Origin of the sequence: Octadecabacter ascidiaceicola (assembly GCF_900185015.1) — a bacterium.
Lineage (GTDB): Bacteria > Pseudomonadota > Alphaproteobacteria > Rhodobacterales > Rhodobacteraceae > Octadecabacter > Octadecabacter ascidiaceicola.
This window is the reverse complement of the sequence record NZ_FXYD01000001.1, coordinates 971,943-997,486: the sequence shown is the minus strand read 5'-3', so window position 1 is coordinate 997,486 and position 25,544 is coordinate 971,943. Positions and strand designations below refer to the sequence as shown.

The following is a 25,544-nucleotide window of genomic DNA, read 5'->3' as shown; positions in this document are numbered from 1 at the left end:
GGAACACCACAACCCTAGGGTAGTTTGTGCGATCTAGCTAACGTTTCGGGCTACCCGCCAAACGATGATAGAGATGGGTGAAGGTTGCTGCGCCCAAGATGGGGATGAACAGGTTCATGATCGGCACCACAAGTGGGATAGCCATTAAGACCCCCGCCATCCAGATTTCCGCGCGATGTGCACGTGCCATTTGCTTGGCCCTTACGCGCCCTTCGCGGCGAAGCGCTGCGACTGTGAAATACTCTCGTCCGAGCAGGTAGCCGTTGAGCAAGAAGAAGATCGGCACCGCGAAGAATGGCAAAAACCCATAGGCGATCAGCGCCAAAAGGTTTGCCCCGATCAAAACACCAAAGAATGTGATCGTGTCGATAAGCGCGTCAGAGAACGGCACTTTGGGCGCTGGCATGAGGTCGGGGTAGTGTTTGGCCTCAACAGCGTCGGCTACGTCTTCTAGGAAGAACGAGGTGATGGCAGAGGCGGTGGGGATCATTAGGAAGATTGAGGCGAGGATGAGGACGCCAAGCCCGCCCCAGCCAAGGAGCGAGCCGATCCATGTGACTTCACCAACAAACGGAATCGTAAGAGGGCCGTCGGCAAATGTATCAACAAGCGCAAGCCACGCGGCGTAAACTCCGACGAGAAGCGCAATCGTTAGGCCAAGGCCAAGAAACAGAACGCGGCGAAAAGCGCGGTCGTCCATCTGGCCGAGGGCCTTTAGGAAGTCGGTGAATATCATTGCGAAACCCACGTGACCTTTTGTTCAAGGTCAGGGCGTGGGCGTTCTGGCGGCGCGCTGGTTTCTGTCCCAAGATGAATAAGGCCCGCAACACGTTCATGGGTCCCAAGGCCAAGCCCGTCTTTGCAAAACACAGGATCATGGGATGCCCAGCCGGACAGCCAGTTCGCACCCCAACCCGCCGCAAGGGCCGCGTTCAGAAGCGAAAGGCAGACAGCACCAGCGGAATAGGTTTGTTCAATCTGCGGCACCTTTTCGGAGGCTACGGGGCTGTCCACAACCACAACGGCAAGGTCGGCATCCCGGTATTGCGCCACGGCTTTGATAAGCTTGTCTTCGGGGATATCCAGTGCTGCTGCGCGTGCGGGGACCATTTTCGCAAGGCGCGTAAGGGCCTGCTTTTCCAGCACAATAAATCGCCATGGCTCCAGTTTGCCGTGATCAGGTGTGCGGGCCGCTGCCGTAAGCAGAACCTCAAGCGTGGCACGATCCGGTACAGGCGTCGTTAGAGTCTTGGCGGGGCGTGAACGGCGGGTCAGCAGGAAGTCGAGGGCGGCTTGGTTGCGGTCTGGCATGGGTCTCTCCGATAGGGTGCTAAACAGATAGTCGCTTGGCCCATCCTCTGCTAGGTCACAGGGGAATATCAAAAGGAAAAACCATGATTGAACGTATTGAAACCGGTGAACGCTCAAGCAAGATCGTCAAACACAACGGGGTAGTTTACCTGACAGGGCAAGTGGCCGAGGGCGATACCATTCAGGAGCAGGTACAAGCCTGCCTTGATAAAATCGACGCGCTGCTAATCCAAGCCGGTTCATCACGTGAACAGATGTTGCGGGTTACGGTCTGGCTGGCGGATATGGATGACTTTGCGGGCCTGAACGAGGTTTGGAATGCGTGGGTGCCAACGGGCCACGCGCCAGCGCGCGCCTGCGTAAACGCGAAACTTGCCCGTGACGTGTTGAAGGTCGAATTCATGGTGGATGCGGCGTACGAATAGCCCACAAACAGCGTCGAGGTTGCGTGAGGTTTGATGACAGGTTCACCAAGAACGCTTCGTGAAAAGCTAACAGCGAAGCCCCCGCAGCTGGCGGCCGACAAGGATGGTTGGTCAGCCCATGTCTGGTATCTTTTCGCCAACGCTTTGGTTCTGACGGGATTGACCGTATTGCCGCTGTTATGGGCGCAAAATCAATCGCTTGGATGGTGGCTCGGGCCTGCTTTCTTGGGGTTGCTTTTGCTTTGGGCATTCATCGCTTGGGTTGGTCCGCGCAGCCCTAAGCGGCACAATAAAACGGGCAAACCTGCCAACGAACATTTCCTGCTCTCCCATGACCAAAATGGCTTCATGGGAGCGCTTGAACTCGACGCCAAGACGGCCGTTTTTGACGGTAGCAATCTATACCATTTCGGGGTGGATCAGGGCATCGGCACACAGCCCGTGCGCCTGATTGCCCAGCAATTGCGCCGCGAGGGGTATCGGATCGTCAGTTTCTTTGACGCCAACATCTTTTACACCCTGATCGAAAACGGGGACTACCCTGCGGGCCAACGTCATGAGCAAACGGGTTTGCGCAATGTATTCGGGCTAGCGGCGGATGAAACCTATATCGTCCCAAGTGGCGTTCAGGCGGATAAATACATCCTCAGCAGCCTGAAACACCTGCCCGTGTCCTTTGCGATCAGCAATGACCAGTTCCGCGATTACGCAAAGGTATACGGCGACCTGATGAAGGGCAACCTATGGCGCAAAAGCGTGAGCATTGAGGGCCACGAAATCCGGTTAACGCAGCATAGATTCAAAACGCCGCTACGGATTAACTTGGCGGCCTGACGTCATAGCGCCTGCAACATTTCGTCCAAAACGCCATCCACGAACCGATCAAAGGCAGCATTTGGCTGGCGTAGCGGAAAGACCTCTTCAAACGGATCAGGCGCAGTGATTGCGCTGCCCGCCATTTCCGCCAATACGTGGTGCCCGCAAAACGGCACGTAGACCTCGGAATATCCGCCTTCATGGGCCATCATCAGTTTTCCGCCGCATAGTTCTGCCGCAAGGGTTTTGACCTGCTGCGTCATCACCTGAAACGTCTCAGCCGTCGCCAACATGCGCCCCAACGGATCAATCGCGGCCGCATCATAGCCGCAAGCGATGACGATGACGTCGGGCTTAAACGCACGGATTTGTGGCAACACGATACGCTCCATCGTGGCAATGTACCCGATGTGCCCCGTGCCTGGCGGCAGCGGAATGTTCAGGTTGAAACCCTCGCCCGCGCCACGCCCGCGATCGGCAAAATCGCCGGTATCCATCGGGTAATTGCGTTCTTGATGCATGGAAATGGTCAACACATCAGGGTCTTCATAGAAGATCGCCTCGGTGCCGTTGCCGTGATGAACATCCCAATCCAGCACCACAACGCGTTCTGCCAACCCTTTGGCGCGCGCCGATTGAATGGCGAGGGCGAGGTTGGCGAACAGACAAAAGCCGTTCGGATAATCCGGCAAACAATGGTGCCCCGGCGGGCGAGACAACGCGTAAGCATTGTCGACCTCACCGCGCAACACCGCCTCAAGTGCGGCGATCGACAGGCCCGCCGACAGCGCCGCCATCTCGTATCCGCCCGGACCAAAGGGCGTGCGCCGCCCAAGCTCCCCGCCGCCTGCATCTGAGGTGGTTTTGAACGTCTCGAGGTAAGACACAGGATGCACCCGCAAAAGATCTTCGCGCGTGGCCTCGGGGGCATGGCGCAGGTCAAGCTCACGCGCCAGCCCCGTCACGTCCATCAGGTTCATCAACCGCCGCTTGCTTTCAGGGCTTTCAGGCAGCCCGCCGCCGGCCATGGGCTGCACCAAACCACCGACAGGCAACATGCCAGCGTAGTTTCCGCCACCATGCCAAAAGCACCGCTCGTCCCAGAAAAACCCCGTGCTCATATGCAGCTCCTCTTTCTCTTTCTTTGGCTCTTAAATACTCAAATTCCGAACAACGCTTAGTCATCTTTGCGCAAACGGTACGCGCCTTCGGGCAAATCTAGCGCATGGGACAGATCCCGCAGTTGCTCCATCGATAGGGTTACGACCACGGGCATGTCTGTGCGCGGGTCGATCTGGGTCAGGGTCACGCAATCTGCAAATGCGGAAATAACGACATCCTCACGCAGGGGCGCTTCGCCATCATCCACCAAGGTGACAACCGTTGCGTCAAATTCGTGTTCAATCGTAAACATTTGGCCCCCGTTCTTTCTGTCACACTGACGGCGTGGCGGTATAGCCGTCAAGGGCGCTTCACCGCTTACAACTTCGTGATGGGGCTGGCGGGCGGTCGGTTCTCTGTTAGATTATTGGCAACGAGGCACGAGATAGGGAACGCGCACATGCAGGTATTCAAAGGATTGGCTGTTGCCGCTTTTGCACTGGCGGGGTGTGATGTTGCGGTGCAGCCATCGGTGCCTCCTGTAAGCCAGCCACCCGTTGAAACGCCAATCCAAGCAGCGTCACCGAATACGCGGTTCGAAATACCGCGCACCGAGCGCGGTATGGCGCGGGCTTTCGTTGATGTGGTTCAACAGGTCGAACCGGTTGCAGAGCGCGAGTGCCGCAATCGCTCCCCTCGATTGAATTGTGATTTCCTGATTGTCGTCGATGACCGCCCGGGCCAGCCGCCAAATGCGTTTCAAACCGTTGATGAGCAAGGGCGGCCGATCATTGCCTTTACGATTGCCCTGATTGCAGACGCACGCAATCGCGACGAGATCGCCTTTGTTATGGCCCATGAAGCGGCGCATCATGTTGAAAACCACCTCGGCCGTCAGCGCGAGAATGCGACTTTAGGGGCCGTGGTATTTGGCCAGCTGGCGGGGGTGACAGGGGGCGGTGACGAGGCCGTTCGGACCGCGCAAGAACTCGGTGCGGCTGTGGGCGCTCGTTCTTATTCCAAGGATTTCGAGCTTGAGGCAGACCGACTGGGCACCATAATCGCTGCACGTGCTGGGTATAATCCGGTTCGCGGGGCGGACTTCTTTTTCCGTATTCCTGATCCGGGCAATCGCTTCCTAGGAACCCATCCGGCCAATGCCGAACGGGTGCAGATTGTGCGTCAAACCGCTGCGGGTCTTTAGGCCAATTCGGCCGGCATCGTTTCACCCTTAGAGGTGCGCACGCGCATGATGATCGCGGCGATCGAAATGCCGATCCAGAACATCTGGATCAAAGCGGATGCCAGATTGAACGAAAACGCCATTCCCGTCAGAACCATGCTTGCGGCAACAAGATTGATCGCGAAATAGGTTTTGCAATGGGATGTGACGCGATGAAATGTCAGCATCGTGTAGTTCAAAACGTATAGCCCAAACCCGAAAACGCCGATGACGTCAAAGAGGGTGGGAGGCAGTTCGGAAATAGTTTCAAGCATGGTCTTATCCTTTAAAAGTGGTGTCGTCTGAAAACGTCGTCTTAGGCAGGTCGATAAATACTGACCCTAAAGCGGCACAAAAAATTGCCGATCGAGAAATTCGATGGATTGAGACTAGGCGCAGGGATGCCTGCCGTCAGGTCAGCAATACCATACGGTCAGGAATTCCAGACTTCGGTTGGTTAGATTGTGGGGAGCACGCCAAGCGCGATGGCGATGCAAAAGCAGATAGATGCGGTCAGCACTAACCCGTGCCAAATTGCATTCTGAAACCGCAACCCGTCGATGCTGAAGACAACTGCGCCTAGCGAATAGACCAAGCCACCGATGATGATGAGCGAAAGTGTGGCCCCAGACACCAGTGGGACAAGTGAGGTTATTAAGGCCGCACTGAGCCAGCCTAGGCCTAGATATAGCCCAACACCCCAACGTGTCGGCCGCCCCCAGAAGAATAGTTTTGTAATGGCCCCGACCGCAGCAAGTGTCCAGACGATCCCAAGGATGCTGTAAGCAAAGGCAGACCCGATAAGCACGACCAACGGTGTGTAGGTGCCGGCAATCTTTAGATAAATCGCTGCATGATCAATGCGGCGCAAAAGGTGGCGCGGCCCTTCCCATGGGGTGAAGTGGTAGCACGCGGAGGCCACAAAGGACCCGATCAGGGCAACCCCGTAAATGCTGAGCCCAATGACTGTGCTCAGGCTCGTTTCACCGCTCGCCCAGACGATCAAAAGAATGGTCGCTGTGATGGCAAACGCGATTCCGAAGGCGTGCATAACACCATCTGCAACCCGCTCTGCGCGGGTGAATTCGGGGTAAAGGTCCGGCTTGGTCATTGGCCCAATGTAGGGTGCAGATCGTGTATTGGGGCCATGCCGTTGCGTCACGGTGCCAATAGGGAAGGTTCGCCGCTTACCGTGGCAAGACGCTTAGCGGTCATAAACCTGCCACGCGCCGTCGTTCCAAATGTAGCTTAGCGCGGACAAAGGGTGCGCGCCATCTGCAATGATTTCGTCGCGATAGTCATTCATGAACGCAACGGATTCACCTGCGCTGGCGGGTGTGAACATCAACAGATCACGTGCAGGGACGGCCATGATAATGTCATCGCCCAGCTGCTCCGAGAAACTTTCCCAAAGGGCGTTATCAACGACCAAAGAACTTTCATAGAACCCGTCATTCACCACGAGAATGATATCGCCATGTTGTTGAAATTCTGTGCCTTCGATTTTGCGGCTCAGGTTTCGTGCCGCCACCGCGTGGAGCGTATCCACTGTAAGGCCGTCATCGAAGTGATCCTTTGTGACATAGGCCACGTAGTCCGGATAATCGATCGCGTAGACACGGACCATGTCGCCAACAAAGGGTTCAGAGTAGAGCCCCAAACTGCCGTCATTTTCGACAAAGCTCTGATGCCGAACCACGGGGTAAAGAATCTCCAACGGGAGCGCGCCTTCAAGTCCGGCGTCCGTGTTGGCGGTAATCATGGTTGCAATAAACGCGTTCAGCTCAGCCTCACGGTCGGCCCCGTTCTCGAGGTTTCGCAAAACAGAATGAATGTTGTCTGGGTTGAAGATGACATTCCCGGACGGGTCCAACACGATGTTCCGGTTGGCGCGATTTATGCGTGCCTCAGGATAGGTCGGCAGCAAACGCTCAAGCATCATTTCCAGCGTGTCGTCAAGTGTTTCTGGCTTTGGAATGTCGGCCCGAACTGTTGAAGACAAGGCTATGAAAAGGAATAATAAAATCGCGCGCATAAAGGCCTCCGCTGAGTTTGGGGAAGCTTAGGTGACTGCATTGAGGCACGCAATATGGGGATCGCGAATTGTATCCATGGGAAGGCTGGGGCAGGGTGGCGCGATGCAGGTGTTTGAAAATATATTTACCGACCGCGGGTCCAAATATGCGGTGTCGGGTGGGCCTTGTGCCAGTGCGGCGCAGGCCAAGGCGTTCATCAAAACGCTGTGCCGCCGCAAGAAATTCGCCAAAGCCACACACAACACATGGGCCGTGGTTTTGCCCGATGGCACGCCCCTGAAAAATGATGACGGCGAGGCAGGCGCAGGTATGGTGATTTTGCGCATGTTGGAACGGGACGGGCGCGTCGGGGAAATCATCGTGGTGACACGCTGGTTTGGCGGCGTGCATCTGGGTGGCGACCGGTTTCGCCGCGTTCAAGACGCCGTGCGGTACTATCTGGAGGAGGGGTAAATGGGGTTTTTCGAGCAGCTAAAGTGGCGCTGCATCTGGTCATGGGCCGGCTTGCGCGACACATGGACGTCCGAGCATTCGTTCCGGTCTTGGGTCTGGGCGAATGTGGTGTCGGGCGCTTTGGCGATCTGGTTGTTGGATGGCGCGGAATTGGCACTGATATTGGCGCTGGGCATTTTGGTGTTGGCAGTGGAACTGCTCAACACGGCGATTGAGCGGGCGGTGGATTTGGTCTCGCTTGAGAAAAGCGAACTGGCGCGCATGGCCAAAGATGCAGGCAGCGCAGGGGTGACGTTTACGGCGATCGCTGCTGGGGTCGCGTGGGTCGTGGTGCTGGTGGGGTAGGCGCCCTAACCTTTTGGATAGGGTGACGCGGCGGAACGCTGGCGGTGACGTGCGAAACGGTGTTTTCCCCTGAATAGTTCGTTAAAAATCTGTGAAGTTACGCTTGTGAAACATGTACCCAACATAGACGGCACCGCGCCAAATTCCGACGCTGAACACTTGGACGTTTCAGATGTGTCTGCACCAGAGACGGATGAGCCCGTGACAGGGAAACTCGCTAAGTTCCTCGATCTTTTGGACAGCGAGATGGCTGAGCACTGGGCGCAGAACTCCGCCGCTTAGGGTGGTTTGGCTGGGTACTATTACTGATCCAAATTGTCGGAATTAAAGGGTTCTGTAATGCTCTTAGCAAGAGGGTAGCTTGGGTTGTGGTGTTCGGTAGTTGATTCTTCTTTTAGTTGCAAAGGTTGAGTGCAATACTGAATTGAGTATTTCCATGTATTGCGGAGCACCTTTTGAACGAAGAATCCTTTTATCAACACCCAATATGGGCAAAAATCGAAAATGTGGAGGCTTCACTCAAAGGCTTCTCCGACCCTAATCGCGCTGACCCCCGATATGAAGACCTATGCAAAAAAATTGGATATCTAAAGTGGGTGCTGGAAAAGAGTGACGCGGCTTTGATTTCTGAGCCTGAGTTAAATTCTTCTAACGGGGACCTTCAAAATATTGCAAATCACTTAGCAAATAATGCAAAAAACTGGCAGCACTACACCAATATTGAAAATTTCTTTGCCGCTGTGTTTGGAAGGTTCCCTTACCCCAGATTACAAAAGATTTTCCGGTCTGAGGCTAACGAAGCGATAGAGCAAGTCACTGGGCAAGCCGCTTTATTAGAGGTGACACTTGAGGCTAGGCTTGCAGAAGCCGATAATAAATTCGGTGAGTTGGACATCAAGTATTCGTCCGCTGAAAAGATGTTGTCTGAAGTTGACGCTTCATTGGATGTCCTGCGTGCGTCGGTGGAATCACAGCAAAGAAACTGGGAAGCCAATCTTGACGCAAAAGTCACGAACAAGCTGTCAGAGTGGACGGAAACGTTTTCTAACGATGAGGCGAGCCGACAATCGCGTTCGAAAGAAAAGCTTGATGAAATTGCTACTGCATTGACCGAGGTTCGGTCCAACCAAAAAGAACTGATGGCCGCCAATGACAAAGCTTTAACGAAAGCGTCTGCTGACCTAGAGAAAGCGCAACGGGAGTTCCAACTAAGTGCGGAGGAGTCGCTGGCCAAACTAAAAGGGATTTATGACCAAGCGGGTCAAGTTGCGCTAGCTGGCGGATTTGTAGAAGCAGCGGTGTCAGAGCATAAATCATTTAAGATGTATTCGATTTTCGCGGCCCTCTTAATGATTGGATCCGCAGCGATCTTGGTCGGAATTTGGCTTAGCCTTCCAGAAGAAACAGTTTTTACAGCAGGAACACTTTTGGCTAAATTACCAATCTCTGCGGTTCTATTGATTCCAGCTTTTTACTTGGCTTCCTTGGCGTCACGAGCACGGCGAACCTCTTTAGCGCTTCGGTCTCGGGGCCTCCGAATAAAGGCATTTGATGCATACTTAATCGATTCCAAAGAGCCTGAACGATTGGCTCTACGAGAAAAACTTGTTGATGAGTTTTTCATGGAAAAAGATGATCAGCCGCAAAAAGACAGAATATTCTCGTTCGGTGGCGGCAAAATGGCGGACATCACGGAGAAAATAATTGATAAGCTTCCTGGAGGAAACTAGCGAACACATCCCCACAAATCATACTCTCCAGCCTCATCCACCTCGACGCTGACAATCTCACCAACCTTCAAGCCCGCTGTTCCCTCGTCGATAAACAAGTTCCCGTCGATCTCTGGAGCGTCTGACTTGGTGCGACACGTCGCGATGCCGTCTTCGTCGATGTCATCAATAATGACGTCCATGATCTGACCAACTTTCGCGGCGAGTTTGGCCTCGGATATCGCCTGCGCTTTTTCCATGAAACGGTCCCAGCGGTTTTGTTTGACCTCGGCGGGGACGTGGTCGGGCAGGGCGTTTGAACGCGCACCGTCGACGTTTTCGTATTGAAAGCACCCGACGCGATCCAGTTGGGCCTCGTCCATCCAATCAAGCAGGGTTTGAAATTCTTCTTCCGTTTCACCAGGGTAGCCGACGATGAAGGTCGAGCGCAGGGTGATGTCGGGGCACAGCCCGCGCCATTCCTCAATACGGTCCAGCGTGCGTTCGGCGTGCGCGGGGCGGGCCATGCGGCGCAGGGTTTCTGGGTGCGCGTGTTGGAACGGGATGTCGAGGTAGGGCAGGATCAGGCCGTCCGACATCAGCGGGATCAGCTCGCGCACGTTGGGGTAGGGGTAGACGTAGTGCAGGCGCACCCATGCACCCAAGGACCCCAAATCACGCGCCAGCGTGGTTATCGGCTGTTCGGTCAACCCGCGGCGCTGCTCGGACGGCCAATCGGTGCCATAGGCGGAGGTGTCTTGCGAGATCACCAGCAGTTCTTTGACGCCGTTATCCACCAGCTTTTCAGCCTCACGCATCACCGCGTGGGCAGGCCGAGAGGCGAGTTTGCCGCGCATGTCGGGGATGATGCAGAACTTGCATTTGTGGTTACAGCCCTCGGAGATTTTCAAATAGCTGTAGTGGCGCGGCGTGAGGGAGACACCGGACGCAGGCAGCAGGTCAATGAACGGATCGGGCGAGGGCGGCACATTGGCATGCACGGCATCCAGCACCTGTTCATATTGATGCGGGCCTGTCACGGCGAGGATTTGTGGGTGGTGTTCGCGGATGTAATCCGGCTCGGCCCCGAGGCAGCCAGTGACGATGACTTTGCCGTTTTCTTTCAGCGCTTCGCCTATGGCATCAAGGGATTCTGCCTTGGCAGAGTCCAGAAACCCGCAGGTGTTCACGATGACCGCGTCCGCGCCGGAATACTCTGGCGAGATCGCGTAGCCTTCGGCGCGCAATCGCGTGAGGATGCGTTCACTGTCCACCAGCGCCTTGGGGCAACCAAGGGACACCATGCCAATGGTCGGCTGGCCGTCGCGGGTTGGTTCTTGGATTTTGACCTTAGGGGCCAAGTCGGGGCGGAGATTGGGCGGGTTCTGGGACATGACGCGCGTATAGGTGCTGGCTGCGCTGTTGGGAAGCCTTGCAGGTGAAGCGCGGTCTAGTATCGTGCAGGTTGTAAAGAGGAGCCTTGGATGGACGAGAGAAAACTAACCCCCGCGAATGAGAACCCATGGTATATTTTGATGACGCTGTATGGGGAGCAGGAAGGGGCACGGATTGATAAGGAGTTGGCGGAGAAGAACCGCGATGCTTGGAATAAGTGGTTTTGTCGGTTTCGCACACTTGATGAGTTCAAGAGCTTGGCCGCCGGAATGCACACTGCTTTCGAAAAGGCGGAAATGTTGCCTTCCGAAGGTAACAAATTCGATGCATACGTTGAGCAAGAGTTTCAAAGGCGATCCCCTGACGGAAGCATCCAGCCTAACCGAAGCGGGCCTATCCTCCCCTTTTTCCTCGGTCTTGGGTTGCGGACGCGGTTCAGGTTGCGTTGACCTTGTGTTCCGCGTCATAGAAGGGACAGATACGGGAGACACATGATGATCATCGGACATATCGGGGCACGTAAGGGATCTAAGGGTGTGCCGGGGAAGAATTTTCGCGACATGTGCGGCAAGCCGTTGATGGATTGGTCGCTGGATCAATTGCTTGAATCAACGCGCATTGATGCGGTGGTGGTCAGCACCGACAGCCAAGAAATGTACGACCATGCAGTTGCAAAGGGCGCGTTGGACATTGGGCTGCGGCCTGCGCATTTGGCGACGGATGATGCACCAAAGTGGGGCGTGTGGCAGCACGCGCTTGACGCAGCCGAGGCGATTGCGGGAAAGGCGACCGCGTTTGTTGACCTTGATTGCACGTCACCATTGCGCCTTATGGAAGACATTGACGGTGCGTTGGACCTGTTTGAATCCGAAGCGCCAGACATGGTGATGTCCTGCTGCATCGCAGGCAAGAACCCCTATTTCAACATGGTCGAACCGGATGAAACGGGGGCGCTGCGGGTGTCAAAGCCGCTTCCGGGCGGCGTTTGGGCGCGCCAGAATGCGCCTGTGGTCTATGAACACGCCGCCAGCACCTATGTGCTGTCCCCCGACTATCTGCGCAAAGCCAGCACCATTTATGAAGGGCGTGTGATCCCCTTTGTGATGCCGTCCGAGCGCTGCATGGATGTGGACGAGCCGCTGGACTGGAAGATCGTAGAATTTTTAATGAAGGACACTCAAAATGGCGCAACTTGACGGCAGAACAGTATTTATCACAGGCTCTGGCGGCGTTTTGGGCAGCACCTATGTGCGCCGGATGCTGGAGCAGGGCGCTAAGGTCGTGGCGACAGACCTGCCAGGGCATCGATTTGACGGGCTACAGGAAACGCACGGCGACAACCCTGATTTCGCGATCTACCCGCTGGATGTGGGATCAGAAGAGCAAATCGTTGAAATTTTCAAAACCGTAGAAGGCGACGGCTGGAAACCTGACGTCGTGCTGAACAACGCGGCCATCACTGGCGAGATGTTGATGGGTGCGGGCGGGAGTTTCCCTGACTTTGCGGACACCACGTTGGACGATTGGGAAAAGACCATGCGCACCAACCTGACGGGGGCGTTTCTGGTCGCGCGTCAGATGGACCGCGATATCGTGGGCAAACGCCCGACAACGCTGATCAACGTGGCATCCATGTATGCGCTGAATGGCGCACACCACCCGATTTATGATGGTATGCCGTTTAAGAACTTCTCGGCTTACGGCGTGACCAAAGCAGGTATCCACGGGTTGACGGTTTGGCTGGCGGGCTATTGGGCGAAACGCCAAGCGACGGTCAACACCATTGCACCGGGCGCTGTGTTTAACGGCCATTCCGAAGAGTTCCAAAAGCGCGTGGGTGAGCTGATTATGGCGGGGCGTATGTGTGAACCTGATGAGATTGCCGATACGATGTTGTTCCTCGCGTCCAAGCAATCGGGCTATATGACGGGCCAGTTGATCAACGTTGATGGCGGTTTCTCCGCGTGGTGATTTTGGTCATCGGGGCGGGGTCTATTGGGCGCCGTCATGCGGACAATCTGACCGCACTTGGCGAGGTGACTGAGCTGATCTCGTGGCGATCCTACGATCGCGCGGCGCTTGAAAAACGCAATGATGTGAAGGGTTTGGTGATTGCCACGGCCACGCAAGTGCGCCTTGAACTGGTCACGCTTTGCGCTGCCAAAGGTTGGCCATTTTACGTGGAAAAGCCCTTGCATTGGACGGCTGCCGGCGTGGCTGAAATCTACGATGCGGCTGGGGATTTGGCGAAGCGGTCCATGCTTGGGTTCATGGCGCGCTACCATCCGGTCGTGCAGGCGCTGGCGGCGGGCGATTTGTCCGACGTTTATGGGTTCTCGTTTGAGATCGGCCATGATGTGCGCCAGTGGCGGCAAAACTGGTCTTTTCCTGATAGCTATGCCGCTAAGCCCGATGGCGGCGGGGTTTTGTTGGATTTGTGTCATGAGCTGGATTTGGCGAAAGCTTTGTTCCCGGATTTGGCCGTGCAATCGGTCGCGTCCGTCGGGCACGCGGATTTCGACGGGGTCGATTTCGCCAGCCGGATAGCGCTTACGGGCGGCGCTGGGCGCACGGGAACCGTGGCGATGGATTATCTGTCGCCGGTTAGCCTGCGTCGGTCTGAACTGTCGGGGGGCCGCGGTTTACGCAAGCTCGATATGTTGGCGGCTAAGATCACGCGCGATGATGGCAACGGTCCAGAAACCAAAAGCTTCCCGTTTGAACGCAACGACATGTTCCGTGCAATAACGCGCGATTGGCTGGCGTTGATCGAGGATGAGAGCGCAACGCTGGCACCACTCGCGCCGCGTTTGTCGGACATGCGCAGTTCAAGCGATTTGATCGCGGATGCATCGGGAAAACGCGTGTTTTTCGGCACTGCGGAAATGGAATTCTAAGCCCTTAGAAGGCCCAGCAGATCATCCGCAATGCGCGAAAGCCCCTGTGCCGCAGTGGTGCGTACCTGCATGGCACGATCCGACATTTGCGGCAGTGTCGTATCGAGCAAAGCTTCAGCAATGTCTTCTGCGGTCTTGACCAAACGGGCGGCATCGGCATCCGTTAGTATGGCGTAATCCATCGCGAAATTCTGCACGCGCGGCCCGTGCAGGATGGCGCAGTTCAGGGCCACAGCCTCCCAAGGGTTGTGTCCTTCTGTGGCGTCAAATGTACCGCCGATTTGCGCGAGAGACGCGACGCGATACCATGTTCCCAGCTCACCAAAGCTATCAGCGATGAAGGTGTCACAGGCAGGATCTGGCAGTTGCTTGGCGCTGCGTTTCGTCCAAGTTAGACCTCGATCTTCACACATGTTCTCAATGGGTTGTGTGTCGGTAAGGATGCGCGGAGCGATGATCAGAAACGATGTGAAGCCATGCTTCTCACGGGCTAGTATCTGCGCATCCAGGGCGAGTTTAATGTCAATCAGATGAGCTGAGGCGACGACCCAAACGGGGCTGAAGTCCGCGTCGAAACTGGCCAACAGATTTGCGTCGCAGACCAATGGAGCAGCGGCGGCTTTCAATGAGCCCGTGATTTGAACGTCTGTCTCATCGCCCATCAAGTCCCGCAATGCTGATGCTGTGCGGTCTTCTTGCGCATGGCGGGCGTCGAGCAAACGATAGAGATCGCCGTAAGCATCGCCAAACCGCGACTTGGCCGCGGCAGATTTGTCGGTTATCCGCGCGGCGACATAGGCCTGTGGGATTCCACGACGCGCACAGGTGACGGCAAGGCGCGGCCAGACTTCTTGATCGGACCACACCGCGAGGTCGGGTTTCCAATGATTAAGGAAACGCGACACGGGGCCGGGCATGTCGAGCGGAAGGTATTGATGCTGTGTGCGGGGCGGCAGGTTCTTTTCAAAAACTTCGCCCGAGGACCGAGCCGAGGACGTGACGAGAAAATTCAAATCGGGTCGCTTAGTCGACAGTGCGATAATCAAGCCACGCAGGGCCATAACTTCGCCAACCCCAACGCCGTGCATCCAAATCAGCGGGCCGTTGGGCCGTGCTGCAGTGGGTTCACCCAGCTTTTCGCGCCAACGGGCGGGGTCTTCTTTGCCTTTTGCCAAACGCCGTTTCAGCAGCGGTTGGGCCAGTGGTGACAGCACCGCGCCAACACCAAGCACCAGCCGCAACATGGGGCCAATGCTCGGCTTATTGGTCATGGAACCGTTTTTGCAGATCGCCTGTCCAGAAGGCCTCGTCACTGACGATATCAGCAAACCGCGCGGCTGCATCGCCTTGGCCAAACGCAACGTGGCGTTCATAGCGCTTGCCCCATTCCTCGTGCAGGAAGGCCGCTATGCCATCCGTGTCTGACGCCGCTTTTGCGTGCAAAGACGGGGCTTGGGCGCGGTTGGTTTGGCGGGTGCCGATATCCAAGGACGGCGTGCCAAGGAACGGCGCTTCACGCACGCCTGCGCTTGAATTGCCGATCATACAGGCGGCATTTTTCATCAGCTCGGAAAAATGGGCGAACCGCATGGAGGGCAGCACGCGAAACCGGTCTTTGGGGAGGGTCTCAATCGCGGCAAAAATATCGTCCGATCCAGGGTCATTGTTCGGGGCGATCACCACAAAGGATTTGCCCGAAGCATCAAGCGCGCCAAACAGGTCGCGGGCCTGCTGGCCCATCGTGTCGGCTTCGGATGTGACGGGGTGGAAGACGACGATGCCGAAGTCATCTTTCGGCAAATCATAATGCGCCCGCACGTCACCGATGGTCACCCCAGACGGGCCCGAATGAAAATCGAGCTCGGGTGAGCCGATCACATGAATTTCGTCCTCAGGTTCACCCATGGCCATGACGCGGCGCTTGGCGTCCTCGGAACTGACAAAGTGGTGGCTGGCGAGTTTGGAATTACAGTGGCGGAAGATTTCATCAATCGTTCCAGACACTTCGCCGCCTTCAATATGGGCTGAACGAATGTAATTTGTCGCTGCGACAAGGGCGCAAGCGAGGGCTTCAATCCGATCACCATGAACGACAACCAAGTCCGGCTTATGCTCGGCCACGAAGTCAGAAAACCCCATAACAGTCTTGGCTAAAACATGATCCTGCGGATCACCGGGGCGTTGATTGAGGTACTCATGAACACCCACACCTTCAGTGCGCGCGACTTCTTTCTTGGTCAGCCCGTAACGGTCGAGCATGTGCATGCCGGTCACCCAAAACCCGACATCATGTCCCGCATCCCGCGCAGCAATAGCCAGCGGTTCCATTTTCCCGAAATCTGCACGGGTTCCGGTAACGAAGAGGATGGATTTTTCGGTCATATTTCTTATCGGCCGTCCGAGCGGTGAGGGTTACTGGTGGGGCTTAGTTCCATGTCACTAAGATCAACAAACTGATCCTTGAAGAATGGTCACTTAAAATCATCCCATGTGAGCTGCTGGTTCTTTGTTACGGCAACCTTGAGCGTCTTCCCGACAACTTTGTCAAAATCATAGCCCGCAATCGCGCCGGAACCGGGGCGGCGAGCCCAGATGTCGGCCTCGGTTATGGTGTGGCCTGCAGGCAGGTCGGCGTCGGCCACTACAGAGGCGCGGGCGAAGCGGTAGACGTCTTCTTCGGCAGCGGTGCGTTCTTTGGGGTTGTGCAGTGCCGTGTGGATTTCAACGGAGCGGTCAATCAGGTGACGCAGTTCGGATGGGTCCATTGAGCAGCTGATGTCGGGGCCTTTGCGATAGCGCGTGTCGGTGTAGTGGCGTTCCAGAATGCTGGCGCCAAGAGCCACGGACGCCAGCGCCATTTCTGGCCCGATGGAATGGTCAGAAAAGCCTACAACCGCGTTCGGGAATGCGTTGCGCAGGTCTGTAACGCCTTGCAAAGAAACGATTTCAGGAGGGGACGGGTACAGGTTGGTGCATTCCAGAAGCGCGTAGTCAACGCCGCTGTCTTCCAGAATTTGAACGCTTGCACGGATGCTTTCGATCGTCTGCATGCCCGTGGACATGATGACCGGCTTACCCTTGGACGCAACGTGACGAATGAGGGGCAGGTTGTCTGCTTCGCCCGAGCCGATCTTGTAGGCCGGCACGTCGAGGGTTTCGAGGAAATCACAAGCGGCGCGGCTGAACGGGGTGGAGATAAAGATCATCCCGAGGTCTTCGATGTAATCCTTCAGCGCGGCTTCATCTTCGCGGCTAAGGGCGCATTCCGCCATCACATCCCAAATCGACACATCGGCGTTCGGTGGGAAGATTTGCTTGGCTTCCTCCGTCATTTCATCTTCGACGATGTGGGTCTGGTGCTTGACCATTTCACAGCCGGAAAGGGCCGCCAAACGCGCCATTTCTTTCGCAACTTCAAGGCTGCCACCGTGGTTGATGCCGATCTCGGCAATCACGAGGGGCGGGTGGTCTGGGCCGATGTCGCGGTTGGCGATTTTCATGTGGTCACTCCGATTAATTGAAGCAGTTGTGACACGCACTGAGCGGAAACTCTAGACGTCGCGTGCATGCGTAGTTTTGGCTTAGCCCCAGCGTCGATGCACCCAGAAATATTGGTCGGGATGCGCGCGCACGCGGTCTTCTAGGCGGTCTGTCACATCGCGCATGATTTGCTCTGGTGTGGTCAGCTCAACAGGGGCTTCAACGGTCACATCAAAATTCAAACCGTCTGCGCGACGTGTGCCAAAGTAGGGCAGGATCAGCGCGCCGGTTTTTAGGGCAATCGCGCCAAGACCCGTTGAGGTATGCGCGGGATGGCCGAGAAATGGGATTTTCGGGTATTTCGTAACACGAACGTCAAACAGCATCGTCCCCATGCCACCACCGTTCAGCAAACGCATAAAGCCTGCCATGCCTTCGCGGTCGATTGGAAAAACGGGGCCTGAGACTTCGTTGATCGTGCTAAGGTAGTGTTCGTTGAAATAGGGGTTTGAAATTGGTTTGTAGATGCCGCCGATCGTATAGCCCAAACGGTTCAACACATGGCGCGGCGCGTCGTGGTTTCCCAAATGGCCGGTGACGAACAATACCGGGCGTCCCTCGGATTTGGCATTGGCCAGGTATTCGAGGCCGGGACCTTCGGGTATCGTGTTAGACAATTGCGCGGTGTAGTCTCCACGCGAATAGCCTTCGATCATGGTGCGACCAAAGTTGTTGCAGCAAGCACGGGCGAGCCGGTTGACTTCGGTGTCATCCATGTCGGGCCAGATCATGCTAATCTGTGTGCGCGACCGCTTGAGATATCCCGCTGTGGGGGCAACAAGCCGTTCTGCCATCGCGCCGAACCAACGCACGCGTTGCTTATAGGGCAACGCCATCGCGGTTGCGATGATCGCGCGCAGGGCGCGATCGGTGATCCAGTCGGAGCGGGTGGCGGTTTCAAAGGTACGCATCAGCGCTGGTTTAGGGCGGTGTGATGCCCCCTGCAAGTCCTGTGCGCTGATGCACAGCCTTGGTGGTTGTGCGTCAATTGAATGCAGGACCGCGCAAGGCTAGGTTTTTCTCACACAACCGTTGGAGGTACATATGTCCATTCGCCCAATTCTTGAGACCCGTAAAGCCGTATCAACAGTGGAGGGTGCGGGCGTTCAGTTGCATCGTGCGTTCGGGTTTCAGGACCCGACGGAGCTGGACCCGTTCCTACTGTTCGATGATTTCCGCAACGATGACCCCGCGCATTTCATGAAGGGTTTCCCATGGCATCCCCACCGCGGGATTGAGACGATCACCTATGTGTTGAACGGAACGGTTGAGCATGAAGACAGCCTAGGAAACGTCGGTAAACTGGGTGCGGGTGATGTGCAGTGGATGACGGCTGGATCTGGTATCATGCATCAAGAAATGCCGCACGGTAACGCGGCGGGGCAGATGCATGGGTTTCAATTGTGGGGCAACCTACCGAGCGCGCAAAAGATGACGGACCCGCGCTACCAGGATGTAAACGCGGGTGAGATTCCGGAAATCACGGATGATGACGGCACTGTTGTGCGCGTCATCACCGGAGAATTTTGGGGCAAGCGCGGGCCGGTGGATGGCATCGCAGCCGACCCGCAATACCTCGATGTAAAAGTGCCTGCGGGCGTTCGCAAGACCTTCAAGATCGACACATACCGCCGTGCGTTTGCCTATGTATTTGAAGGCACGGCTGCATTTGCTGACGCAAGTCCGCCGTCTGGTGTGCTGCTTGAAAAGGAGGTCATGGGCGAAGAGGTGAACATCCGCGATATGTCTGGAGACCGCACATTGATCCGCTTTGGCACCGGCGATGAGGTGACAGTTCAGGCCGGAGAGCAGGGCGTTCGTTTTTTGCTGATTTCAGGCGCGCCTATTGAAGAACCAGTCGCGTGGCACGGCCCGATTGTGATGAACACCAAAGAAGAGTTGCAAACTGCGATCCGTGATTTAAGGAATGGAACGTTTATTAAACCCGCGCACTAAACTGCCCGCGCTGCTTGCGCTGGTACACTTTCGGAATCGATCGGATAGGGGCGAAAAAAACGTCCTGCATCCGGATCAGCAGGAAACAAAGCCGAACGTCCTTCCGGATCCAGTTCGGGGAAGTCTAGGGGCACAAAATTGTAATAGATTGCGCGGACCAAATACCGCGCTGGCAATTCACCCTCAACCGCCAGTGTCCCGATGTCCCAAATCGCCTTTGCGGTATCGTCCCCGCTCAACCACAGCGAAGTTGCGGCCGCAAGCTCAGGGGAAACGGACCAAACATCATCTTGGGATAGGGCTGGTGTCGCCGCGCATAGTCCAAGCGCGACGAACAAAGATTGAAGGGTCCGATTGGCAAATCTAACCCAAGCCACGTTTTTACCGGCGGCGGTCGCGGCGGGATGACATTGGCTGGAATGCCACGCTCACGTGTGCTTCGCAGTATGGTTTGCCTTGCTGTACGGCCAGACCGCAGAACCAGAATTGTTCTGTCGCTGGGTCGCCGACGGGCCACTTGCAGGTCTTTTCGGTCAATTCCATCAGCGTGATCTTTTTGGCGGTCTTTTCGACCTCATTCACCTTGGCCAAGACCTCGGGGCTGATTTCATTGGCGGATGGCTGTGGCGGCAGAGGCTGCCCAGCCGGAATGATCTGACGGCGTGCGTGCGGCACTTTTGGTTGAGGGGCAGGAGACGCTGACTCGGTCTTTGGCTCCTGAATTTCATCTTCTCTTGGCGCGGCAGCCTTTTTGGGCGCGGCCTTAGGCTTGGCGGGTGCCTTAGGCTTGGCGTCTGCTTTGGGTGCGGCAGACTTACCACCACCGGAACCGGCGCGATTGCTCAGCCCCAAACGGTGCACTTTGCCGATCACGGCATTGCGGGTTACGCCGCCGAGTTCTTTTGCGATCTGGCTGGCGGATTGACCCTCGCCCCACATCTTTTTCAACACATCGACGCGTTCGTCGGTCCAAGACATATTTATTCCACTTATTTGGCCAGAGGTTTGGCATGGGCCCCAAACAACCAAAATGGCGGTTATGGGGTTGAGAATTCTTTGATCCCCTATTCTAAGCACCCCAGCGGCGGATACAACCACCCAGCGGTGAAAAAGGAATCAGCGATGCATAGCAGCAAGACCGATATGGGCGTAAGACGTTTCGGGGCCGTAAACTGGCTTGGCACTTGGACGCTGGCACGCCGCGAAGTGTTGCGGTTTTTGAACGTCTGGTCGCAAACGATTATGGGGCCGCTGGTGAACGCGGGTTTGTTTCTGCTGATCTTTACGATCGCCATCGGCCCGACGCGTGGTGATGTTATGGGTGTTCCGTTCATGGTGTTTCTTGCGCCCGGTATCATGACGATGACGGTGATCCAGAACGCTTTTGCAAATACCTCCAGTTCGATTGCCTCGGCCAAGGTTGGTGGCAATATTGTTGATACGCTGATGCCGCCGCTATCCGCATTGGAATTGCTTGTGGGTTACATCGCAGGAGCAGTGGCACGCGGAATGATCGTGGCCGTGGTGATTACCGCAGGCGCGATGTGGTTTATCGGGATGCCGATGGAGCATCCGCTTTGGGCATTGGTGTTTGTGCTTTTGGGGTCAATCCTGATGGGGGCGCTTGGGATGGTTGCGGCGGTGTTTGCCAACAAATTCGATCAGCTGTCTGCGATCTCAAACTTCCTCATCACCCCGCTCGCGTTCCTGTCGGGTACATTCTATTCTATCGAAGCATTGCCGCCCGTCCTGCAAACCTTCAGCCACTGGAACCCGTTCTTCTACATCATTGATGGTGTACGCTATGGCACTATCGGCGTCAGCGACAGCAGCCCGTTGCTGGGCCTTGGCGTTGTATCGCTGTGGTCGCTGATTGTGTTGGCCGTCGTGTGGAACTGGCTACGCACGGGCTACCGGATGAAGGCCTAACGGGTTGCCGCCTAAACCCCTGAAACCGTTTTGATGTCGACCGTTACACCGCGTGCTTCTAGCTCAGCTTCGATTTCGCGCGCAGATGGTAAGGCTGCAGAACTCACGCCAATGGGCTTGGCGTCTTTCATATGAAGGCGGAAGCTAAAGCCTGAGATGCCGCTTTCCCTCACGGAAAGACGGTCAATGTCCTCAAGGTTAATTGTGCGCGGCTTTCCCGTCGAGATGATCGTAAGCTCTGTGTCGGAAAGGTCTATTCCGCGCTTTGGGTTGTAGATCAAAGCCCATATCACCAAGCCTAGTAGCCCCCAATAAATGACCCGCAGAAACAGTGCGGGATCATTGCTGGCTTCTATTGCCCAAACCATGAAGAGCCAAAAGGCAAGCATGCCCCAGACTGTTGGGGCGCGTCCGTTTGAGCGATAGCGATAGATGTTTTCCATTGGCGTTACATAGCCTCCTCATTTCGCGATTTTAAGGTCGCCTTAGACTCGCCCACCAAGGCTGGCTGGAACGCGGCGCAAGCGGCTTCGGTTCACCGTCTCGCGCCAAGCTAGCAAGGCCGCGCCGGACACGATGATGCAGGCGCCCACGACGCTCACCCAATCGGGAACGGATTTGAAGATCGCCCAGTCATAAAGGCTCGCGAAGATCAGCGTCAGGTAGCTGAACGGCGTGACATAGGACGCATCTGCGCGCGCCATTGCGTTGATGAAACAAGTCTGTGCCGATGCCATCATCAGGCCCAACGCCGCCAACGCGCCCCATTGCGCCAATGTCGGGGGTGCCCAATAGGCCGCGGCGGCGAGGCTCATCAACACGCATCCTAGGGCGTTGTTGATCAGCAGGATTTGCAGCGGTGGTTCGCGGTCTGCCAGCTTTTTGATGAAAATCAGCTCAAGCCCCATCGTGAAAGCAGCCCCCAGCGCCAGCAATGCCGCGACCTGAAATGTATCCGGCCCCGGACGCAGCAGTATCAACGCGCCGACAAATGCAATGGCGGCCGCCGCCCAGCGCCACGGGCCGACCTTCTCCCCAAGAAACGGGATCGCCAGCAACATCCCGAACACTGGGTTCAGAAAGCTAATCGCCGTGGCGTCTGACAGCGGAATGAAGGCCACAGCTGCGAACATCAGCGTCACCCCCGTCGCGCCGCAAATCGTGCGCGAGATATGCAAACGCAGATTGGGATTGCTGATTTTCGGGCGCAGCACGGCCGCCACGCTGAGCAAACCAAAGAACGCAAACACAAACCGCCCTTGGCTGATTTGCAGCGAATGCAGACTGGGGCCCAGCGTCTCAGTCCCCAACGCCTTGGCACACAGGGTCGTGCCCGCAATAAACACGGTCGCCAGAACCATCAGCGCAACGGCAGCTGTCGGGTTCTGTGGGCGCGGCGAAGGCGGTTGCGTCTGTACCATGTAGTTCGTGTTTCACGGCGCTTGTGCCAGATCAAGGTGCGTCGTTCACCAAGCCGCTAGTATCACGTAGAGGAGAACGCCATGCCTGCTGCCACCACCAAGATCGGCCTTCTTGCCGTCACCCAAAAGGAGTTTACCAAATTGCAGAAGCTGATCGCGGACATCCCGGATGACGTCGCGACGAGAAAGCTTGAAGACGACACATCCATCAAGGACGTGATCGCCCACCGTGCCCATTGGATCACCCTGTTCTTGGGCTGGTATCGTGACGGGCAAGCCGGACAGGAGGTTTTCTTTCCTGCCAAAGGTTACAAATGGAATGAACTGAAAACCTACAATGCCAAATTGCGTGAAGATCAGGCTGATTTGGGCTGGGAAGAAGCAGGTCTTCAACTCGAACAGGGGCAATTCGATTTGATGCAACTCATCGGAGGGAAGTCGGACACGCAGCTTTATGGTGGGCCCATGAAAGGCGCCAACAATGCATGGACCACAGGGCGCTGGGCAGAGGCTGCAGGTTCTTCGCATTATCGTTCTGCCGCGAAGTGGGTTCGTGCCTGCCTGCGCGCGGCCTAGCCATTCGACGTATAATGCTTGCAAAACCGCTCTGACCCAGCGTAAGACAGCTCCATGATGATGAACACGACACAAACTGAACTGCGACGCCGACGCTGATCTATTGATCGCGCCGATTGGCATCTCTGACACGTTCTGTCGAAAAACACATCTAACATCCCAACATTATTGACACATGGCCCGCGTTCCAACACCTATGGGCCTTTCTTACAAAGGAAGATCAAAATGATCCCGTCTGTACTGCCCACTTACAACCGTGCGCCGCTGAACTTCGTCAGCGGTGAAGGCTCTTGGCTGGTTGAGGCAGACGGCCGACGTTTCTTGGATCTTGGCGCAGGGATCGCTGTGAATGTGCTGGGCCACGCAAACCCCGAATTGGTTGAGGCCCTGACAAAACAGGCCAACACGCTTTGGCACGTGTCCAACCTGTACCACATCGGCCCACAGCAAGAACTGGCGGATAAACTGGTCGAAAGCACCTTCGCCGACACTGTGTTCTTTACGAACTCCGGTACCGAGGCCTGCGAGCTGGCCGTGAAAATGGCGCGCAAGTATCACTTTGATAATGGCGCGCCTGAGCGCACAGAAATCATCACGTTTGACGGCTCATTCCATGGCCGCTCCAGCGCTGGTATCGCTGCGGCGGGCTCCGAGAAAATGACGGCGGGTTTTGGCCCGTTGCTCCCCGGTTTTGTCCACTTGCCATTCGCGGACCACGACGCACTCGCAGAGGCCGCGAAATCGCCGAGCGTAGGCGCGATCATGGTTGAGCCCGTGCAAGGCGAAGGCGGCATCCGCCCCCTGCCGGACGCCGACCTAAAGGCAATGCGCGACCTATGTGACGCGCACGGCCTGCTGCTGATCCTTGATGAGGTCCAATGCGGCGTCGGGCGCACCGGAAAACTCTTCGCGCACGAATGGGCCGGCATTACCCCCGATATCATGATGGTCGCCAAAGGTATCGGCGGGGGCTTTTCGTTGGGCGCAGTTCTGGCTACCGAAAACGCAGCCAAAGGCATGACCGCTGGCACCCACGGGTCCACCTATGGCGGCAACCCTCTGGCCTGCGCCGTCGGCTGCAAGGTGATGGATATCGTCGCCGAACCGGCGTTCATCGCCGAGGTGAACCGCAAAGCCGGCCTGTTTCGCCAGAAACTCGAAGGGCTGATCGCATCCCACCCAGACGTCTTCGAAGAGGTCCGCGGGACGGGCCTTATGCTGGGCCTCAAATGCAAAGCCGTGAACACAGATATAGTTACGGCGGGTTACGCAAATAATCTCCTCACCGTTCCGGCCGCAGACAACGTTATCCGTCTGCTGCCCCCGCTCAACATCACAGACGCAGAAATCGACGAGGCACTTACCCGCCTTGAGAAAGCAGCAACGCAAATCACCCAACCCGCGTAACGCTTTCTTAACCTAGCTTTTGTTTCCCAAATATCCTGGGGGCTTGGGGGCTAGCCCCCAATTCCACAGCCAACCACAAGCGATTAACCAATGACCCATTTCCTAGACATCAACACCACATCCCCAGCAGACCTGCGGGGCATTATCGACAATGCCGCGACCATGAAGGCAGCACGTGCAGGCCAGCCCAAAGGCACACCTGACGCGGATCTGCCGCTCGCCAATCACATGGTCGCGCTGATCTTTGAAAAACCATCCACCCGTACGCGTATCTCGTTTGATGTTGGTGTGCGTCAGATGGGCGGTGAAACGATGGTGCTGTCTGGCAAGGACATGCAGCTTGGCCACGGTGAAACCATTGCCGACACGGCCCGCGTTCTGTCCCGCTACGTCGACCTGATCATGATCCGCACGTTTGAGGAACAGACGTTGTTGGAAATGGCCGAATACGCGTCCGTCCCTGTCATCAACGGGCTGACGGATCGCACGCACCCGTGTCAGATCATGGCTGATATCCTGACATTTGAAGAACACAACGGACCGATCAAAGGCAAAAAGGTTGTGTGGTCCGGCGACGGGAACAACGTGTTCGCCTCCTTCGCCCATGCGGCCAAACAATTTGACTTTGATCTCGTGTTCACGGGCCCCGAAACCCTGCAACCCGAGGCCGCACTCGACGGGCTTTACACGACTGTGCGCGACCCGAATGAGGCGGTGCAGGGCGCCGATCTGGTCGTCACCGATACATGGGTGTCTATGCATGATCCACAATCCGCACGCGAACGGCGCCACAACCAGCTGCGCGGCTATCAGGTCAACGCTGATCTGATGTCAAAGGCCAAGGACGATGCCTTGTTCATGCATTGCCTGCCCGCGCACCGCGATGATGAAGCGACGTCGGAAGTCATGGATGGCCCGAACTCGGTCATCTGGGATGAGGCGGAAAACCGGCTGCATGCGCAAAAGGCCGTAATGCGGTTTTGTTTGGACAAATAACTTCGGAAA

32 protein-coding genes are annotated in these 25,544 nt (G+C 56.3%); 16 read left to right on the top strand and 16 right to left on the bottom strand.

Features of this window, described 5'->3' with window-relative positions; genetic code table 11:
• Nucleotides 1–37: 37 nt before the first annotated feature.
• On the bottom strand, nucleotides 38–736 hold the full coding sequence (locus OCA8868_RS04965; RefSeq protein ID WP_093995388.1) for an EI24 domain-containing protein: 699 nt from the start codon (nucleotides 734–736) through the stop codon (nucleotides 38–40).
• Nucleotides 733–1,311, bottom strand: a complete 579-nt coding sequence (locus OCA8868_RS04960) for a nitroreductase family protein (RefSeq protein ID WP_093995387.1) — start codon at nucleotides 1,309–1,311, stop codon at nucleotides 733–735. The genes OCA8868_RS04965 and OCA8868_RS04960 overlap by 4 nt, the downstream gene beginning before the upstream one ends.
• 83 nt (nucleotides 1,312–1,394) lie before the next feature.
• Between OCA8868_RS04960 and OCA8868_RS04955 the strand changes: the two genes are divergently transcribed.
• Together OCA8868_RS04955 and OCA8868_RS04950 are read left to right on the top strand one after the other, a co-directional pair.
• A complete protein-coding gene (locus OCA8868_RS04955; RefSeq protein WP_093995386.1) occupies nucleotides 1,395–1,736 on the top strand; it encodes a RidA family protein in 342 nt (113 codons plus the stop codon).
• A gap of 33 nt (nucleotides 1,737–1,769) precedes the next feature.
• Nucleotides 1,770–2,570 carry a hypothetical protein gene (locus OCA8868_RS04950; protein ID WP_093995385.1) on the top strand — a complete coding sequence of 267 codons (801 nt, stop codon included), beginning with the start codon at nucleotides 1,770–1,772 and terminating at the stop codon, nucleotides 2,568–2,570.
• Nucleotides 2,571–2,572: 2 nt separating this feature from the next.
• Here the strand turns inward: OCA8868_RS04950 and OCA8868_RS04945 are convergent, their stop codons facing one another.
• A complete protein-coding gene (locus OCA8868_RS04945) occupies nucleotides 2,573–3,673 on the bottom strand; it encodes a histone deacetylase-like amidohydrolase (protein WP_093995384.1) in 1,101 nt (366 codons plus the stop codon).
• A 56-nt stretch (nucleotides 3,674–3,729) separates the two neighbouring features.
• Nucleotides 3,730–3,966 carry a DUF8831 family protein gene (locus tag OCA8868_RS04940; protein ID WP_093995383.1) on the bottom strand — a complete coding sequence of 79 codons (237 nt, stop codon included), beginning with the start codon at nucleotides 3,964–3,966 and terminating at the stop codon, nucleotides 3,730–3,732.
• A 147-nt stretch (nucleotides 3,967–4,113) separates the two neighbouring features.
• Between OCA8868_RS04940 and OCA8868_RS04935 the strand changes: the two genes are divergently transcribed.
• Entirely contained in the window at nucleotides 4,114–4,857 is a 744-nt protein-coding gene (locus tag OCA8868_RS04935) for a M48 family metallopeptidase (protein ID WP_093995382.1), read from the top strand.
• Here OCA8868_RS04935 and OCA8868_RS04930 read toward each other — a convergent pair.
• From OCA8868_RS04930 to OCA8868_RS04920, 3 genes are all read right to left on the bottom strand, one after another.
• The gene (locus OCA8868_RS04930; RefSeq protein WP_093995381.1) at nucleotides 4,854–5,150 is read right to left on the bottom strand and encodes a CBU_0592 family membrane protein; all 297 of its coding nucleotides are present in this window, start codon (nucleotides 5,148–5,150) and stop codon (nucleotides 4,854–4,856) included. The two genes, OCA8868_RS04935 and OCA8868_RS04930, sit on opposite strands and share 4 nt — an antisense overlap.
• Before the next feature lie 182 nt (nucleotides 5,151–5,332).
• Nucleotides 5,333–5,986, bottom strand: coding sequence for a PAQR family membrane homeostasis protein TrhA (gene trhA, locus OCA8868_RS04925; RefSeq protein WP_093995380.1), 654 nt, complete (start codon nucleotides 5,984–5,986; stop codon nucleotides 5,333–5,335).
• Nucleotides 5,987–6,079: 93 nt separating this feature from the next.
• A complete protein-coding gene (locus OCA8868_RS04920; protein ID WP_093995379.1) occupies nucleotides 6,080–6,910 on the bottom strand; it encodes a DUF1444 family protein in 831 nt (276 codons plus the stop codon).
• Between the two features lie 103 nt (nucleotides 6,911–7,013).
• On the opposite strand from OCA8868_RS04920, the gene OCA8868_RS04915 reads away from it, so the two are divergent.
• The 4 genes from OCA8868_RS04915 to OCA8868_RS04905 all read left to right on the top strand — a co-directional run bounded on the left by OCA8868_RS04915 (nucleotide 7,014) and on the right by OCA8868_RS04905 (nucleotide 9,439).
• On the top strand, nucleotides 7,014–7,364 hold the full coding sequence (locus tag OCA8868_RS04915; RefSeq protein WP_093995542.1) for a YigZ family protein: 351 nt from the start codon (nucleotides 7,014–7,016) through the stop codon (nucleotides 7,362–7,364).
• The gene (locus OCA8868_RS04910; protein WP_093995378.1) at nucleotides 7,365–7,709 is read left to right on the top strand and encodes a diacylglycerol kinase; all 345 of its coding nucleotides are present in this window, start codon (nucleotides 7,365–7,367) and stop codon (nucleotides 7,707–7,709) included.
• 105 nt (nucleotides 7,710–7,814) lie between these two features.
• The gene (locus OCA8868_RS16605; protein WP_179214774.1) at nucleotides 7,815–7,991 is read left to right on the top strand and encodes a hypothetical protein; all 177 of its coding nucleotides are present in this window, start codon (nucleotides 7,815–7,817) and stop codon (nucleotides 7,989–7,991) included.
• A gap of 173 nt (nucleotides 7,992–8,164) precedes the next feature.
• Nucleotides 8,165–9,439 (top strand): hypothetical protein, encoded by a 1,275-nt coding sequence (locus tag OCA8868_RS04905; protein ID WP_093995377.1) that lies wholly within the window; start codon nucleotides 8,165–8,167, stop codon nucleotides 9,437–9,439.
• Here OCA8868_RS04905 and rimO read toward each other — a convergent pair.
• Entirely contained in the window at nucleotides 9,436–10,812 is a 1,377-nt protein-coding gene (gene rimO, locus OCA8868_RS04900) for a 30S ribosomal protein S12 methylthiotransferase RimO (RefSeq protein WP_093995376.1), read from the bottom strand. The genes OCA8868_RS04905 and rimO overlap by 4 nt on opposite strands.
• Nucleotides 10,813–10,902: 90 nt before the next feature.
• On the opposite strand from rimO, the gene OCA8868_RS04895 reads away from it, so the two are divergent.
• From OCA8868_RS04895 to OCA8868_RS04880, 4 genes are read left to right on the top strand one after another with little or no spacing between them, the layout of a single operon-like run.
• Nucleotides 10,903–11,262 (top strand): hypothetical protein, encoded by a 360-nt coding sequence (locus OCA8868_RS04895; RefSeq protein WP_093995375.1) that lies wholly within the window; start codon nucleotides 10,903–10,905, stop codon nucleotides 11,260–11,262.
• 42 nt (nucleotides 11,263–11,304) lie between these two features.
• A complete protein-coding gene (locus OCA8868_RS04890; protein ID WP_245848036.1) occupies nucleotides 11,305–12,009 on the top strand; it encodes an acylneuraminate cytidylyltransferase family protein in 705 nt (234 codons plus the stop codon).
• Entirely contained in the window at nucleotides 11,996–12,784 is a 789-nt protein-coding gene (locus tag OCA8868_RS04885) for an SDR family NAD(P)-dependent oxidoreductase (protein ID WP_093995374.1), read from the top strand. Before OCA8868_RS04890 ends, OCA8868_RS04885 begins: the two co-directional genes overlap by 14 nt.
• Nucleotides 12,778–13,710 (top strand): Gfo/Idh/MocA family protein, encoded by a 933-nt coding sequence (locus OCA8868_RS04880; protein ID WP_093995373.1) that lies wholly within the window; start codon nucleotides 12,778–12,780, stop codon nucleotides 13,708–13,710. Before OCA8868_RS04885 ends, OCA8868_RS04880 begins: the two co-directional genes overlap by 7 nt.
• Here OCA8868_RS04880 and OCA8868_RS04875 read toward each other — a convergent pair.
• The 4 genes from OCA8868_RS04875 to OCA8868_RS04860 all read right to left on the bottom strand — a co-directional run bounded on the left by OCA8868_RS04875 (nucleotide 13,707) and on the right by OCA8868_RS04860 (nucleotide 18,161).
• Complete coding sequence (locus OCA8868_RS04875; RefSeq protein WP_179214773.1) at nucleotides 13,707–14,981, bottom strand: 3-deoxy-D-manno-octulosonic acid transferase; 1,275 nt, start codon at nucleotides 14,979–14,981, stop codon at nucleotides 13,707–13,709. The genes OCA8868_RS04880 and OCA8868_RS04875 overlap by 4 nt on opposite strands.
• Entirely contained in the window at nucleotides 14,971–16,092 is a 1,122-nt protein-coding gene (neuC, locus tag OCA8868_RS04870; protein WP_093995371.1) for a UDP-N-acetylglucosamine 2-epimerase, read from the bottom strand. The genes OCA8868_RS04875 and neuC overlap by 11 nt, the downstream gene beginning before the upstream one ends.
• Before the next feature lie 89 nt (nucleotides 16,093–16,181).
• Complete coding sequence (locus OCA8868_RS04865) at nucleotides 16,182–17,210, bottom strand: N-acetylneuraminate synthase family protein (protein ID WP_093995370.1); 1,029 nt, start codon at nucleotides 17,208–17,210, stop codon at nucleotides 16,182–16,184.
• 81 nt (nucleotides 17,211–17,291) lie between these two features.
• On the bottom strand, nucleotides 17,292–18,161 hold the full coding sequence (locus OCA8868_RS04860) for a lysophospholipid acyltransferase family protein (protein WP_093995369.1): 870 nt from the start codon (nucleotides 18,159–18,161) through the stop codon (nucleotides 17,292–17,294).
• 133 nt (nucleotides 18,162–18,294) lie between these two features.
• Here OCA8868_RS04860 and OCA8868_RS04855 point away from each other — a divergent pair, with 133 nt between their 5' ends.
• Nucleotides 18,295–19,206: a pirin family protein gene (locus tag OCA8868_RS04855; RefSeq protein ID WP_093995368.1), complete on the top strand. Its 912-nt coding sequence runs from the start codon at nucleotides 18,295–18,297 to the stop codon at nucleotides 19,204–19,206.
• On the opposite strand, the gene OCA8868_RS04850 is transcribed toward OCA8868_RS04855, so the two are convergent.
• Complete coding sequence (locus tag OCA8868_RS04850; RefSeq protein WP_143849510.1) at nucleotides 19,203–19,583, bottom strand: hypothetical protein; 381 nt, start codon at nucleotides 19,581–19,583, stop codon at nucleotides 19,203–19,205. The two genes, OCA8868_RS04855 and OCA8868_RS04850, sit on opposite strands and share 4 nt — an antisense overlap.
• Before the next feature lie 4 nt (nucleotides 19,584–19,587).
• Nucleotides 19,588–20,184, bottom strand: coding sequence for a GcrA family cell cycle regulator (locus tag OCA8868_RS04845; protein WP_093995366.1), 597 nt, complete (start codon nucleotides 20,182–20,184; stop codon nucleotides 19,588–19,590).
• A gap of 144 nt (nucleotides 20,185–20,328) precedes the next feature.
• Here OCA8868_RS04845 and OCA8868_RS04840 point away from each other — a divergent pair, with 144 nt between their 5' ends.
• Complete coding sequence (locus OCA8868_RS04840; RefSeq protein ID WP_245848035.1) at nucleotides 20,329–21,135, top strand: ABC transporter permease; 807 nt, start codon at nucleotides 20,329–20,331, stop codon at nucleotides 21,133–21,135.
• A gap of 11 nt (nucleotides 21,136–21,146) precedes the next feature.
• On the opposite strand, the gene OCA8868_RS04835 is transcribed toward OCA8868_RS04840, so the two are convergent.
• Together OCA8868_RS04835 and OCA8868_RS04830 are read right to left on the bottom strand one after the other, a co-directional pair.
• Entirely contained in the window at nucleotides 21,147–21,578 is a 432-nt protein-coding gene (locus tag OCA8868_RS04835) for a hypothetical protein (RefSeq protein WP_093995365.1), read from the bottom strand.
• Nucleotides 21,579–21,620: 42 nt separating this feature from the next.
• Nucleotides 21,621–22,556 carry a DMT family transporter gene (locus tag OCA8868_RS04830; protein WP_093995364.1) on the bottom strand — a complete coding sequence of 312 codons (936 nt, stop codon included), beginning with the start codon at nucleotides 22,554–22,556 and terminating at the stop codon, nucleotides 21,621–21,623.
• A gap of 81 nt (nucleotides 22,557–22,637) precedes the next feature.
• Between OCA8868_RS04830 and OCA8868_RS04825 the strand changes: the two genes are divergently transcribed.
• From OCA8868_RS04825 to argF, 3 genes are all read left to right on the top strand, one after another.
• Nucleotides 22,638–23,132, top strand: coding sequence for a ClbS/DfsB family four-helix bundle protein (locus OCA8868_RS04825; RefSeq protein WP_093995363.1), 495 nt, complete (start codon nucleotides 22,638–22,640; stop codon nucleotides 23,130–23,132).
• 225 nt (nucleotides 23,133–23,357) lie between these two features.
• A complete protein-coding gene (locus OCA8868_RS04820; protein ID WP_093995362.1) occupies nucleotides 23,358–24,539 on the top strand; it encodes an aspartate aminotransferase family protein in 1,182 nt (393 codons plus the stop codon).
• 90 nt (nucleotides 24,540–24,629) lie between these two features.
• Nucleotides 24,630–25,535, top strand: coding sequence for an ornithine carbamoyltransferase (gene argF / locus OCA8868_RS04815; RefSeq protein WP_093995361.1), 906 nt, complete (start codon nucleotides 24,630–24,632; stop codon nucleotides 25,533–25,535).
• The last annotated feature ends 9 nt before the right edge of the window (nucleotides 25,536–25,544 follow it).